Annotated in this window: 10 protein-coding genes and 1 tRNA gene; 4 read left to right on the top strand and 7 right to left on the bottom strand. The window is 72.2% G+C overall.

Annotated features, from left to right (window positions below; all coding sequences use genetic code 11):
- Positions 1–140: 140 nt before the first annotated feature.
- Positions 141–1,514 (top strand): hypothetical protein, encoded by a 1,374-nt coding sequence (locus tag ACTB72_RS17725; protein ID WP_463038336.1) that lies wholly within the window; start codon positions 141–143, stop codon positions 1,512–1,514.
- Between the two features lie 57 nt (positions 1,515–1,571).
- Here ACTB72_RS17725 and trpE read toward each other — a convergent pair whose 3' ends face one another.
- From trpE to ACTB72_RS17710, 3 genes are all read right to left on the bottom strand, one after another.
- On the bottom strand, positions 1,572–3,080 hold the full coding sequence (gene trpE / locus ACTB72_RS17720) for an anthranilate synthase component I (RefSeq protein ID WP_463038335.1): 1,509 nt from the start codon (positions 3,078–3,080) through the stop codon (positions 1,572–1,574).
- 85 nt (positions 3,081–3,165) lie between these two features.
- Positions 3,166–5,046 carry a peptidylprolyl isomerase gene (locus tag ACTB72_RS17715; RefSeq protein WP_463038334.1) on the bottom strand — a complete coding sequence of 627 codons (1,881 nt, stop codon included), beginning with the start codon at positions 5,044–5,046 and terminating at the stop codon, positions 3,166–3,168.
- 181 nt (positions 5,047–5,227) lie between these two features.
- Entirely contained in the window at positions 5,228–6,550 is a 1,323-nt protein-coding gene (locus tag ACTB72_RS17710) for an NtaA/DmoA family FMN-dependent monooxygenase (RefSeq protein WP_463038333.1), read from the bottom strand.
- A 283-nt stretch (positions 6,551–6,833) separates the two neighbouring features.
- On the opposite strand from ACTB72_RS17710, the gene ACTB72_RS17705 reads away from it, so the two are divergent.
- Positions 6,834–7,718 carry a transglutaminase family protein gene (locus ACTB72_RS17705; protein WP_463038332.1) on the top strand — a complete coding sequence of 295 codons (885 nt, stop codon included), beginning with the start codon at positions 6,834–6,836 and terminating at the stop codon, positions 7,716–7,718.
- A 281-nt stretch (positions 7,719–7,999) separates the two neighbouring features.
- On the opposite strand, the gene ACTB72_RS17700 is transcribed toward ACTB72_RS17705, so the two are convergent.
- A tRNA-Lys gene (locus ACTB72_RS17700) sits at positions 8,000–8,075 on the bottom strand.
- A 322-nt stretch (positions 8,076–8,397) separates the two neighbouring features.
- Between ACTB72_RS17700 and ACTB72_RS17695 the strand changes: the two genes are divergently transcribed.
- On the top strand, positions 8,398–9,207 hold the full coding sequence (locus tag ACTB72_RS17695; protein ID WP_463038331.1) for an SDR family oxidoreductase: 810 nt from the start codon (positions 8,398–8,400) through the stop codon (positions 9,205–9,207).
- Between the two features lie 266 nt (positions 9,208–9,473).
- Here the strand turns inward: ACTB72_RS17695 and ACTB72_RS17690 are convergent, their stop codons facing one another.
- Positions 9,474–10,244, bottom strand: a complete 771-nt coding sequence (locus tag ACTB72_RS17690; RefSeq protein WP_463038330.1) for a short-chain dehydrogenase/reductase — start codon at positions 10,242–10,244, stop codon at positions 9,474–9,476.
- A gap of 97 nt (positions 10,245–10,341) precedes the next feature.
- Entirely contained in the window at positions 10,342–10,716 is a 375-nt protein-coding gene (locus tag ACTB72_RS17685; protein ID WP_463038329.1) for a winged helix-turn-helix transcriptional regulator, read from the bottom strand.
- Between the two features lie 100 nt (positions 10,717–10,816).
- Here ACTB72_RS17685 and ACTB72_RS17680 point away from each other — a divergent pair, with 100 nt between their 5' ends.
- Positions 10,817–11,995: an SDR family oxidoreductase gene (locus ACTB72_RS17680; RefSeq protein WP_463038328.1), complete on the top strand. Its 1,179-nt coding sequence runs from the start codon at positions 10,817–10,819 to the stop codon at positions 11,993–11,995.
- Here ACTB72_RS17680 and guaA read toward each other — a convergent pair.
- A complete protein-coding gene (gene guaA, locus ACTB72_RS17675; protein ID WP_463038327.1) occupies positions 11,937–13,496 on the bottom strand; it encodes a glutamine-hydrolyzing GMP synthase in 1,560 nt (519 codons plus the stop codon). The genes ACTB72_RS17680 and guaA overlap by 59 nt on opposite strands.
- Between the last annotated feature and the right edge of the window lie 99 nt (positions 13,497–13,595).

Here is a 13,595-nt window from a genome sequence, read left to right as displayed (position 1 = left end):
CGCGCCCGCGCCCGCCCCGGACGCGGCGCCCGCCCCCGACGCGGCGCCCTCGACCGGCGCCGCGCCCGCCCCCGCCGCGACCGAATGAGCGGGACGCCGTCGGGGGACGCCGGCCGGGACCCGGGGTCGGAGCGGGCCGCTTGAGCGGCGTGTCGGCGGAAGCGCCGACCCGGGCGCTCCGTTTCGAGCTCGGCGCGCTCGCCTTGCTGCTCGCGCTCTTCGCCGCGAGCCGGCTGGGGGTCGCCGCGCTGGGCGTGTCCCCTGATCCGACCGCGCTCGACGGGCTTTGGCAGAACCTGCCGCTTTCCGCCCTGATCGACGACTATTGGGGGGCGCTGGCCGGGCTGCGCTCGCAGCCGCCGCTGTGGAACGCGGCGCTGGGGGGGGCGGCGCAGGTCTGCGGCGGCGACCTCTGGTGCATCGCCGGCCTGTTTCAGTGGAGCTTCATGGGGTTGAGCCTGGTCGCGGCCCTCGTGCTGCGCGTGGCGCTGGGGCGGGTCGGGACCCGGCCCTGGCTCGCCTGGGGGGCGGCCTATCTGCTGGCGCTCGGCCCCTCGGCGATGTTTTTCGAGCTGTTTCCGCTCTACCCGCAGCTCACCATGGGTCTGGGCGCGCTGATCGGGCTGGCTCTGGCTTCGATGCGGCGGGGGATGCGGCGGGGGATATGGCCGCTGGTCGGGCTTTATGCGGCGATGACCGCGCTTTGCCTGACCTGGAGCCTGTTCCATCCGGCCTTCCTGCTGCTGGCCTTCGTCGCCGCCTGGCTGGCGGGGTCGCGGGCGGCGGCGCGGCCGGCGGGACTGGCGCTGCTCGTCGGCTTCGCGGTGGCGGTCACGGCGCCGGCGCTCCGCAATCAGGCCGAATTCGGGCTCTTCGCCAACGGAACCTGGGGGGGACTGAACCTCGCCCAGACCGTGCCGAACCTGCCGCCCGAGGCCCGCCGGCTCTGCAGTTTCGCGAACGTGACCGAGTCGATCGAGGTCGACCATCCCGGGATCGGCCCCAAGGCGCTGCATCTGCCGGAGGCGGCGCGCGTCTCGAAACGCTGTCTCGACCAGTCGGTCGCGGCGATTTCGGAAGCGCCGCTGCGATGGCTGCGCGGCCGGATCGGGGCGGTGCTGACCTCGCACCGGCTCTGGCCCTACGAATACGTGCAGTATCGGCCCGTGGGCTGGGCGCGGATGCCGATCCCCGACGCGGCGCTGGCCCAGGACCCGACCTCCTGGCATGTGAGCATGGACGCGGCGTTGCTGGGCGGCTGGCCGACCTTCGCCTGGTATGCGGCGATCATGGCGGCGGTCGGCTGGGGCCTCGCGCGCGGGGGCTTCGGCCCGGCCCGGGGGCTGGTGCTGGGCCTCCTGCTGCTGATCGCGGCGGAGGAGGGGATGGCGCATCTCTTCAACGGTTTCGAGCAGGCCCGGATGCGCTGGACCGTGGAGCCGATGATCCTGATGCTGGCGGCGATGAGCCTCGAGGCGTGGCTGCGGCGACGCCGGGACGGGCGCTCGGCCTGAAGAAGGCCGTCGCCCCGCCCGCCGTCCCCCCTGAAGGCGGGCGGCGCGCGGGACGCTTCAGCGGTTGCGGCGGTCGTCGAAGCGGCCGGCTTCCTCGGCGGCCTTCATCAGGGCGCGGGCCTTGTTCACCGTCTCCTGGAACTCGGCCGCGGGGTCGCTGTCATGCACCACGCCGCCGCCGGCCTGAACATACATCTTGCCGTCCTTGACCACCGCGGTGCGCAGCGCGATGCACATGTCCATCTCGTCGGCGGCGGAGATGTACCCGACCCCGCCCGCATAGACCCCGCGCTTTTCGGGCTCCAGTTCGTCGATGATCTGCATCGCCCGGACCTTCGGCGCGCCCGACACCGTGCCCGCCGGCAGCCCGGCCAGCAGCGCGCCCAGCGCGTCGATGTCGGAGCGCAGCTTGCCCTCGACGTTGGAGACGATGTGCATGACGTGGGAATACCGCTCCACCGTGTAGGTGGCGGTGGGGCGGACCGTGCCGATCTCCGCCACCCGGCCGACGTCGTTGCGCCCCAGATCGAGCAGCATCAGATGCTCCGCCCGCTCCTTGGGATCCGACAGCAGGTCGGCTTCGAGCGCGTCGTCCTCCTCCGGCGTCGCGCCGCGAGGCCTCGTGCCGGCGATGGGGCGGATGGTGACGATGCCGTCGCGGACCCGGACCAGGATCTCAGGCGAAGCGCCCACCACCTGGAAGTCGCCGAAATTGAAATAGAACATGTAGGGCGACGGGTTGGTCCGGCGCAGCGCGCGGTAGAGCGCGAAGGGCGGCGAGGGGAAATCCACCGTCCAGCGCTGCGAGGGCACCACCTGGAAGATGTCGCCGGCCAGGATGTAGTCCTTGGCCTTGGCGACCATCTCCAGATAGCGCTCGAAGCTGGTGTTGGACACCGGCTCGGGCGCGGGCGAGGGGTCGCCGTCGGCGCGGGCCTCGGAGGGCGCGCGGTCGAGGTCCATGACCGCGTCCGACAGACGCTCGGCGGCGCGGGCATAGGCGGCGCGCGCGGTCTCGCCGGTTCCGGCGCGGACCGGGGTCACGAAGGTCACCTCGTCCTTCACGGAGTCCACCGCCGCCACGATGGTCGGACGCATCATCACCGCGTCGGGCAGGCCCAGCGGGTCGATGTTGGGCTCGGGCAGACGCTCCACATGGCGGACCATGTCGTAGCCGAGATAGCCGAAGAGCCCGGCCATCCCCGGCGGCAGGCCGCGGGGCAGATCGATCCGGCTTTCCTCCAGCGCGGCGCGCAGGCTTTCCAGCACCGGGCGGGGGTCATGCTCGAACGCGTCCGCATCCCAGCGGGCGGAACGGTTGATCTCCGCCCGATCTCCCCGGCAGCGCCAGATCAGGTCGGGCTTGAAGCCGATGAAGGAATAGCGGCCGCGGGTGTCGCCGCCGGTGACGCTTTCCAGCATGAAGCTGTCGCGCCGGGCCTGGGTGAGCTTCAGCATCAGCGACACCGGCGTGTCGAGATCGGCCGGGATCGTGCAATGGACGGCCTGGCTGCGGCCCTCCGTGAAGCCGGCCTCGAAGGTGGCGAAATCGGGAAGGATCTGCATCGGATATGCCTTGGCGGGCGGGGCCTTCTGGGGGCGGCGTGGGGCGGGGGGGGGGGGGCGGGGCGTGCGCCCCGCCCGGTTCCGCTCAGCGCAGGGCGCTGATCGCCTGGTCCATGGCCTGCTGGTTGAGGGTCGCGCCGATCCGGTTCTGCACGGCGGCGGCGAAATAGATGTGGAGGTCCTGGGAGACCGAGCCGTCCAGCGCCTCCCGCCATCGGGCGAGCACCTCGGTCGCCTGGCCCGAGGCGAGGTCGGCGGGCGTGACGCGTGCGACCTCGATCAGCGCCGCGCCGCCTTCGATGGCGGTGGCGATCGTCTCGCCCTCGGCGGCGGCGAAGAGGGGCTCCAGCGCGGCGGCGCTCAGGCCGGGGGCCTGCTGGTCGCGGCGCAGCGGCGGCAACTCGACGGTCTGGCCGGGAAGCTCGGCGGTCGCGTCCGCCCAGCTTTCGCCGGCGGCGATCCGGTCGCGGGCGGCTTCGGCGGCGGCGAGCGCGGCGTTTTCGCGGGCCTCGGCCGCCCAGTCGGCGGCGACGCGGTCGCGGACCTCGGAGAGGGGGAGGTCGGCCGCCGGCGTCTCGCCATCCACCCGCACCAGCGCATAGGCGCCGTCGCCGGCGTCGAGCAGGTCGCGCTCTTCGCCCGGCGCGGCGGCGAACACTTCGCCCAGAAAGGCGGGGTCGGCGGCGAGCGCGCCCTCGGCCCCGGTCCCGTCGGCGGCGATCCCGTCGGATCTGCGCAGCGGCAGGCCGGTCTCGCGGGCGATCTCCTCCAGCGTCGCGCCGCCGGCGAGCAGGTCGGCGGCCTGCTCGGCGCGGCCATGGGCGCGGTCGCGGGCGGCGTTCAGGGCCAGCGCCTGGCGCAGCGACCCGCGCACGTCCTCGAACGGCGTGGTGCGGGCCGGGAGGATGGCGCGGACATTGTAGAGGGTCGGGCCGAACATCGTGGAGACCGGGCCGACCGCGCCCAGCTCCTGCGTGCCGAACACCGCCTCGGCGGCGGCTTCGTCGAGGTCCCCGCGGGTCACGTCGCCTTGGTCGATGTCGGCGGCGGTCAGCTCGCGCTCGGCCGCCAGCGCGTCGAAGCTGGTCTCGCCCGCGGCGATGGCGTCGGCGGCGGTCCTGGCCGCGGCTTCATCGGGGAAGGCCAGCATGTCGATCGCCCGACGCTCGGGTTGGGCGAAGCGGTCGCCGGCGGCGTCGTAGGCGTCGCGGATCTCGTCCTCGGGGATCTCGACGGTTTCGGCAAGCGCGGCCGGCGCGATCTCGATCCAGGTCGCGGCGCGGGTCTCGGGGGCCCGGTAGCGGTCCTGATGGGCGTCGTGGAATTCCTGCAGCGCCGCGTCGTCGGGTGCGCCCGGATCCGGCATGGCGCCGGCGTCGATGGGGATCAGGCGGAAGGTCCGGGTCTCGAAGGCCCGCTCGACCAGCCGCTCGGCCAGGCCGGGCGCGGCATGGGCGCCGCGCGACACGGCGCCGGTCAGCACGTCGCGGGCGAGCGACCGGCGCAGGTCCTCCTCGAAGCGTTCGACGGGGAAGCCCAGCCGCTCCAGCACGAATCGATACTGCTGCTCGTCGAACTTGCCGTCGAGCCCCTGGAAGGAGGGCGAGGCGAGGATGGCGTCGCGCACCGCGTGATCGTCGGCGGAGATGCCGAGCTCGCGCGCCTCTTCGTTCAGCGCCGCGTCGCGGACCATGCGCGCGGTGACCGCCTGCGGCAGGCCCATGGCCTGGGCCTGGGCGAGGTCGACGGCCTGGCCGGTGCGCTGGGAGACGGAGCGCATCTCGCGGTCGAGCGCGCGGGCGAATTCGTCGGCCGACACCTTCTGCTCGCCCACCGTGATCACCCCGCCGCCGCCGACGCCGAGATCCATGTCGCCGACGCCCCAGACCGCGAAGGACAGGATCAGCAGGCCGAACAGGATGCGGAACACCCAGGTCTTGGCGGCGCGACGCAGCAGGTGGAGCATGGGCGAGGCCTTTGATCTTGGGGGCGGGCGAGGCTTGGATGCGGGCGGGCGGACGTTCCCGGGCCTGATCCGGACGAGGATCCGACCGCCGAGTGGTCATACGCGGAGCCGCGGGCGGGGGCAACCGGGGGCCCGTTCATGACCGCGCCCGGAGGCGACGCACCGCCTCCGGGCGCGGTCCTCAAGGTCGCTCGGTCAAATGCTCGCGCAGCGTCGCGCCCTTGTATTCGGTCCGGAACAGGCCGCGGCGCTGCAGCTCGGGCACCACCGCCCGGCAGAAGGTCTCGAACATCCCCGGAAAATAGGTCGGCGACACCACGAAGCCGTCGCAGGCGCCGCTCTCGAACAGGTGCTGGAGGTGGTCGGCGATGGCCTCCGGCGTGCCCACGATCTCGTTCTCGGCGTTGCGGGTGGCGACCTCCGCCAGGCTCGCCCCCGTCGCCTTCATCTCCTGCGCCAGCAGTTGTTCCGAGCCCTTCATGCCCTGCGTGCCCTGCAACGCGGCGAGGTCGGCGGCGTCCTTCACCTTGGTGATGTCGGCCCCGAGATTGCTCGACAGGCTCGCCGCCGTCAGCTCGCTGTCGACCAGGCCCTTCAGGTAATCCGCCCGCTCGCGGGCGATGGAGGCGGTCTCCCCGATCACGAAGGACACCGCCGTCAGCACGGCGCAGGTTGCGGGCGGGCGCCCGACCTCGGCCATGCGGGCGTGCAGATCGTCGCGGAAGGCGCGCATGTCGGCCTCGTCGCGCTGGATGGCGAACACCGCCTCCGCCCAGCGCGCCGCGAACTCCCGCCCCCGGTCCGAAGCGCCGGCCTGCATAATCACCGGCCGCCCCTGCCGGCTGCGCGGGATCGAGAGCGGCCCGCGCGTCTTCACCCACTCGCCCTCGTAATTCGCATAATGCACTTTCGCGGGATCCGCGAAGACCCCCGCCTTCTTGTCGAGCACGAAGGGGTCGGGATCCCAGCTGTCCCAGAGCTTGAAGCACGCCTCCAGCACCTCGTCGGCGCGGTCGTAGCGCAGCTCGCGCGGGGGCAGCGCGTCCATCCCGGCGTTCTTCGCCTCCAGCTCGGTCGCGGACGTCACCACGTTCCACGCCGCCCGCCCGCCGCTCATCACGTCGAGCGAGCCGAGCCAGCGCGCCAGATGGTAGGGGGTGTTGAGCGTGGTCGAGAGGGTGGCGCCGAGCCCCAGCCGGGTCGTCGCCGCCGCCATCACCGGCAGCACCACCATCGGATCGAGCCAGCTGATCTGCCCGCCGCGGCGCACATAGGCGTCCGGGCCGCCGGCATGGATGTCGTAAAGCCCGAAGAGATCGGCGAAGAAGCAGCCGTCGAATTTCGCCTGCTCCAGCGTGCGGGCGATGCTGGCGTAGCGCTCGGGCGTCAGGATATCGTCGAGCGTCGCTTCGGGATGCCGCCAGCCGCCGGGATGGCGGGCGGTCGGGCCGGTCTTGAGATAGGCGACGAGGTGCATTTTCCGGTCGGTCTGGGGCTCGTTCACGTCCCGCGGCTCCTGGTCTGGGGCGGGCGTGGAAGAGGCCGCCCGGTTCGCGATGAGACGCCGCACGCGCGCGCGCCGCAACGCCGCGATGCCCGATCCGGCGCGGCACGGCGTCGTAGGCCAGGGGACGAGCCCCGGGATCGCGACCCGCAATTCCGCCGCCGTGGCGCCCTATGAAGAGCCCGGCCGCGCCGAAGCCGCCCCCGCATCCGCCGGTCCCAACCCCAGGAGACGCCGACATGACCGCCGCCCGCCCCGACCTTCGCCCCGCCGGGCGCGCCGCATGACCCGGCTCTCGATCCGGCATCGCACCGAGTATCGCTACCGGGTTCCGGTGGGGCTTGGCCCCCATCGGATGCTGCTGCGCCCGCATGAAAGCCGCGACCTGCGCCTTCTTGGCCATGAGATCGAGATGACGCCCCCGGGCCGCATCGCCTGGGCGCGCGACGTGGCCGGCAACGCGGTCGCGACCGCGACCTTCGACGGGGCGGGGGGACCGACCGACCGGCTGGTGATCGAGTCGCGCTCGGAGATCGAGCTGCTGACCGTCGCCTGGCCGGTCTTCGATATCGACGTCGGGGCCATCGCCTTTCCCTTCAAGCTGGCCGAGGCCGACCGCACCGACCTCGGCGCGCTGCTGCTGCCGCAATATCCCGACCCGCAGACCCGGCTCAGCGACTGGGCCTGGGGCTTCGTGCGCGGGCCGCAGACCGACACGCTGTCGCTGCTGCGCGATCTGAGCGACGGGGTGGCGAGCGCGCTGGTCTATCGCGAGCGGGAGGAGGAGGGGGCGCAGCCGCCGCTGGTCTCGCTCGACCTCGCCGAGGGATCGTGCCGCGATTTCGCGGTGCTTTTCGCCGAGGCCGCCCGCGCGCTGGGGTTCGGCGCGCGCATCGCCTCAGGCTACCTGCGCGCCGGGGATGGCGGTCTGATCGGCTCGGCCGGCCCCGGCTCCACCCATGCCTGGGCGGAGATCTTCGTGCCGGGCGCGGGCTGGGTGGCGTTCGATCCGACCAATCGCAGCGTCGGGGGCGCGGACCTGATCCCGGTCGCCGTGGCCCGCGACATCGCCCAGGTCGCGCCGGTCTCCGGCAGCTTCGTCGGTCCCGCCGACGCGCTGGCGGAGATGCGGGTGGAGGTCGAGGTCGCCGCGCCGCCCATGCCCTGAACCGGGCCGCGCTTGCCACGGGGTCGTCCTTCACGTGCCGAGGATCGGGCGGACCCTGGGGGCGGATGACCATCTTTGGCCGAGCGACGCGTCGGCGGTCGCGGCCTGGACCCGCGGCGAGCGAACCGCCTTCCGAGGCTTCGCAGCCGGGCCCGCCATCGCCTCGCGAGGCGCGCTGTCCGCTCTGCCCCGCAAACGAAAAAGCCCTCCCGCAAGGGAGGGCCTTCATCGTCTTGTCCAAGCTCGAGGCCCGGACGCTGCGCCCTGCAAGCGCCTGATCATGGTGGGTGATGTAGGGTTCGAACCTACGACCCGCTGATTAAGAGTCAGCTGCTCTACCAACTGAGCTAATCACCCGACGCGGCGGTTCCTAGACCGGGCCGCGGGGGGACGCAAGAGGGTCCGGGCGCTTTTGTTGACGGCGGGCCGGATGCGCTCCGGCCGGACGCGGCGGCTTGCGGGCGGGTGGGGCGCGGTTCCCGCATCGCTCCCGATGCGCGGAAGCGCCTGGCGCCCCGCGACCGTCCTTCGGCGGCGAGGGATTTTCAACCCGCGCGCGCGGTGAGAGGATCGCCGTCCGCCGTCGTCCGCGCCCTTGCGCGCCGGCGGCGGACCAAACGCCCTGCGAAAGGCGCGCGAAGCGCCGCGGGGTCGCCAAACAACCGACGGGAGGACGCGCGTGTCCATCGATTTCTCCGATCTCTTCTCCATCCGCGGGCGCACGGCGCTGGTCACCGGCGGGTCCCGCGGCATCGGCGAGATGATCGCGGCCGGCTATCTGGCGGCGGGGGCCAGGGTCTACATCTCGTCGCGCAAGGTCGCGGCCTGCGAGGCGACGGCGGCCCGCCTTTCCGAAACCTATGGGGGCGAGTGCCACGCCATTCCCGCCGACCTCTCGGTCATGGCGGGGGTCGAGGCGCTGGCGGGCGAGATGGCGGCGCGGGAGGCGACGCTCGACATTCTGGTCAACAACGCCGGCGCGGCCTGGGGGGCGAAGCTGGGGGCGTTTCCGGAGGTCGGCTGGGACAAGGTGATGGACACCAACGCCAAGGGGCCGTTCTTCCTGACCCAGGCGCTGCTGCCGCTGCTGAAGGCCGCGGGCACGGCGGAGGCCCCGGCGCGGGTGATCAACATCGGCTCGATCGACGGGATCCGCACCTCGGAATTCGACAACTTTTCGTATGGGCCGGCGAAGGCGGCGATCCACTACATGACGCGGGTGTTCGCGGCGCATCTGGCGGGCGAGCATATCCGGGTCAACGCCATCGCGCCGGGGCCGTTCCCGACCTGGATGCTGTCGACCGGCGTGGGGTTCGGCGGCGAGACCGAGGGGGTCGACTGGTCGGAGGTGGCGGCGCGCAATCCCTCGGGCCGGGTGGGGAGCCCGCAGGACGCGGCCGGCCTCGCGATCTTCCTCGCCTCGAAGGCGTCGTCCTACATCACGGGGCAGGTGATCGCGCTCGACGGCGGCATCGTGGTCAAGGGCTGAGGGGACGGGCGCCGCGCGGGGACTGTCGCGCGCGTGGCGAGGTCGGGCTCGCGCGGCGTTTCCACGGGGGCGCCCGCGGCGCCGTCTCCTCGCCTCGCACAGCGCTGAGGGCGGGGAGGGGGAGGCGGGGCCACCTGCGGCTCGCCTGACCGCCGCGCGGGCCTGACGGGGCCAGGGGCGCGCCGCTGGTCGCGCGGCCCCCTCCCCCCGGCTCAGGCGGGCGCGTCGTCGCCGCTACCTCAGGCGGACGCGTCGCCGCCGTTGCCTCAGGCGGGCGCGCCGCCGCCGTTGATGGTGATCACCGTGCCGGTGGTGTAGCCGGAGCGGTCCGAGGCGAGGAACGCCGCCATGTCCCCGATCTCGCGGGGTTTCGCCGCCCGGTCGAGCGGCATGCCCTTGAGCATGTCGCGCCACCGCTCGGGATCGCCATGGGCGTCGCGGGCCCGCTGCCGGGCCTGGGTGATCATGCGGTCGGTCTCCACCGGGCCGGGGTTGATCGCCACCACCCGCACGCCGGAATGCAGCGAGTTCGAGCCCAGCGCCCGGGTGAACCCCATCAGGGACGCGTTGCCCGCCGCCCCCGCGATATAGCCGGCCGGAAAGCTCTCCCCGGCCGCCCCGATCACGTTGACGATCACGCCCGCGCCCCGCGCCTTCATCGCGGCGAAGACCGGCCGGATCAGGTTGATGTAGCCGAAGACCTTGAGCTCCCACGCATGGCGCCAGGTCTCCTCATCCACTACGTTGAGGGGCCCCGCGGGAATGTCGCCGGCGTTGTTCACCAGGATGTCGAGCCCCTCGGCGATGCTCGCCAGCCGCGCCAGGTCCTGCGGGTTGCGGATATCGGCCGGGCAGGGGGTCGCCTTCACCCCGAAGCGCCCCGCGAGGTCGGCGCACACGGCCTCCAACTGCTCGGTCGAGCGGGCGGCGAGCCAGACATCCGCGCCCTCCTCCGCAAACGCCTCGGCGGCGGCGGCGCCGATGCCCTTCGAGGCGCCGGTGATCATCACGGTCTTGCCGCGCAGGTTCAGGTCCATGGGGTCTCCTCCCGTATCGCCGCCGCGTCCCGCGCGGCGTTCGCGTCGCAGTCTGGCGCAGGGGCGGAGGATTGGCGAGAGGGCCGCGGACGGGCCCCTAGCGCCGCGACGTCGGCCGCGCGCCCAGCTGGTCGAGCGCATCGGCATTGTCCCGCCCCCAGCCGTAGAGCAGCTCGATCGGCTCGACGAAGCGCGAGCCCAGCGCGGTCAGCCGATATTCCACCGCCGGCGGGATCGTGCCCTGAACATGGCGGGTGATCAGGCCGCTGCCCTCCATCTCGCGCAGCGTCTGGGTCAGCATCTTCTTGGAGATCCCCGGCACGCTCCGATGCAGAACCCCGGTGCGCGCGGCTCCAGCATGGCGCGCGTGCAGCACATGCAGGATCATGCTGGTCCACTTGGTTACGAACAGCTCGAGCACCCGGCGCGGCGCGCAATCCTCGCGCCACGCGTTCTCCTCCGCATCGTCCATGGGTGGTCACCTGCCTGTGCCTATGTCCCCGAATGGTGCCGTCTAACATCCTCGCCGCCGGCCGCCTAGGTGAGGCGCCAGCACAGAAGGAGAGATGGATATGGCCGGCACGGCATTGGTGGTGGGCGCGAGCGGGATCATCGGCGGCGCGGTCGCGGCGCGGCTGGTCGAAGAGGGCTGGACGGTGAAGGGCCTCGCCCGGGGCGCGGTGGCGCTGCCGGGGGTGGAGCCGATCTCCGCCGACCTGCGCGATGCGGACGCCCTCGCCGCGGCGCTCAAGGACGTGGACCCCGACGCGGTCTTCATCGCCACCTGGCTGCGCCAGTCGAGCGAGGCCGAGAACATCCGCGTCAACGGCGAGATGGTCGCGAACCTGCTCTCCGCCCTGCGGGGGCCGGGCGCGAAGCGGCGGCATGTGGCGCTGGTGACCGGCCTCAAGCACTATCTCGGGCCGTTCGACGCCTACGGCAAGGGCGCGCTCCCCCAGACCCCGTTCCGGGAGGAGCAGGACCGGCTCGATGTCGAGAACTTCTACTACGCCCAGGAGGATGCCCTCTTCGCGGCCGCCGAGCGCGACGGCTTCCGGTGGAGCGTGCATCGCCCCCATACCGTGATCGGCATGGCGGTCGGCAACGCCATGAACATGGGCACGACGCTCGCCGTCTACGCCACGCTCTGCCGCGAAACCGGGCGGCCGTTCCGCTTTCCGGGCTCCGCCGCGCAGTGGAATTCGCTGACCGACATGACCGATGCGGGCCAGCTCGCCCGTCATCTGATCTGGGCGGCGGAGACCCCCGCCGCCGCGAACCAGGCCTTCAACGTGGTCAACGGCGACGTGTTCCGGTGGAGCTGGATGTGGGCGCGGATCGCCGAGCGCTTCGGCCTCGAGCCCGCGCCCTTCGACGGCGAGGTGATGCCGCTGGAAGCGCAGATGGAAGACGACGCCCCGATCTGGCGGGCGCTGGCCGAGCGGGAGGGGCTGGCCGAACCCGACCTCGCCCTGGCACACCGACGCCGATCTCGGCCGTCCGATCGAGGTGGTGACCGACATGTCCAAAAGCCGCCGCATGGGGTTTTCGGACTACAAACCCACCGACGATGCGTTTTTCGAGCTGTTCGACAAGCTGCGCGACGCCCGTCTGATCCCCTGAGCCGCCGAGGCCCAAACGGGAAAGCGCCCCCCGAGGGGGGGCGCCTTCAGTCCGTTCAGGCGGGCCGGGTCACTCCCACTCGATGGTGCCGGGAGGTTTCGAGGTCACGTCGTAGACCACCCGATTGACCCCCTTCACCTCGCCGATGATGCGGGTCGCGGTCTCGCCGAGGAAGGCGTGCGGGAAGGGGTAGTAATCCGCAGTCATCCCGTCGACCGAAGTCACGGCCCGCAGGGCCAGCACGAATTCGTAGGTCCGCCCGTCGCCCATCACGCCCACGGTCTTCACCGGCAGCAGCACCGCGAAGGCCTGCCAGATGTCGTCGTAAAGCCCGTGCCTGCGGATCTGGTCGAGATAGATCGCGTCGGCCTTGCGCAGGATCTCCAGCTTTTCGCGGGTGATCTCGCCGGGGCATCGGATGGCGAGGCCGGGGCCGGGGAAGGGGTGACGCCCCACGAAGCTCTCGGGCAGGCCGAGCTCGCGGCCAAGCGTGCGGACCTCATCCTTGAAGAGCTCGCGCAGCGGCTCGACCAGCTTCATCTTCATCCGCGCCGGCAGGCCGCCGACATTGTGGTGCGATTTGATGGTCGCCGAAGGACCGCCGGAGACGGAGACCGACTCGATCACGTCCGGATAAAGCGTGCCCTGCGCCAGAAAATCCGCGCCGCCGGTGGCGGCGGCGTGGTGGTCGAAGACGTCGATGAAGAGGCCGCCGATGATCTTGCGCTTGGTCTCGGGGTCCGAGACGCCGGCGAGCGCGTCCAGGAACCGGTCGCTTTCGTCCGCCGCGATCAGGGGGATGTTGTAGTGGTCGCGGAACAGGGTCACGACTTCCTCGGCCTCGCCCATCCGCATCATGCCGGTGTCGACGAAGACGCAGGTCAGCTGGTCGCCGATGGCCTCGTGGATCAGGACCGCGGCGACGGAGCTGTCGACGCCGCCCGAGAGCCCGCAGATCACCTTGGATTTGCCGACCTGGGCGCGGATCTTCTCGATCGCCTCGGCGCGGTAGGCGGCCATGGTCCAGTCGCCGGTCAGGCCGCAGATCTCGTGGGTGAAGTTGCGAAGGATGCGGGCGCCGCAGGGGGTGTGGTGCACTTCGGGGTGGAACTGCACGGCGTAGAAGCGGCGCGCGTCGTCGGCGATGGCGGCGTAGGGGGCCCCGGGGGATAGGGCGACGACGTGAAACCCCTCCGGGATCGCCGCGACCGAGTCGCCGTGGGACATCCACACCTGCTCCGACCCGCCTACGGGTGCGAGCCCCTCGAACAGCGGATGCGCGTCGCCGATGGTCAGCTGGGCGCGGCCGAATTCGCGGATATCATGGGGGGCGACGGTTCCGCCGAGCTGGTGGACCATGGTCTGCTGCCCGTAGCAGATGCCGAGCACCGGCACGCCGAGGTCCCAGACCGCGTCGGGGGCGCGGGGCGCGCCGTCGTCCAGCACGGAGGCCGGACCTCCCGACAGGATGATGCCCTTCGGCGCCTTCTCGGCCAGCGCGGCCGCGTCGAGGCGGTCGAAGGGGTGGATTTCGCAGTAGACGCCGGCCTCGCGCAGGCGTCGCGCGATGAGCTGCGTCACCTGGGAGCCGAAATCGAGGATGAGGATCAGATCATGCGAGGCTGTCATGGCGCTCGATACTGCGCGCGAGGGGGGCGCGCAAGCGGACGGGAGGGCGCAGGGGGGCGGGGGGGGCGCCGCGGTGGGGCCGGGCCGCGCGTCGGGCGC

Source organism: Albimonas sp. (assembly GCF_055129145.1).
Note: the sequence above shows the minus strand (reverse complement) of the source record. Positions and strands in the feature narration are given on the sequence as shown.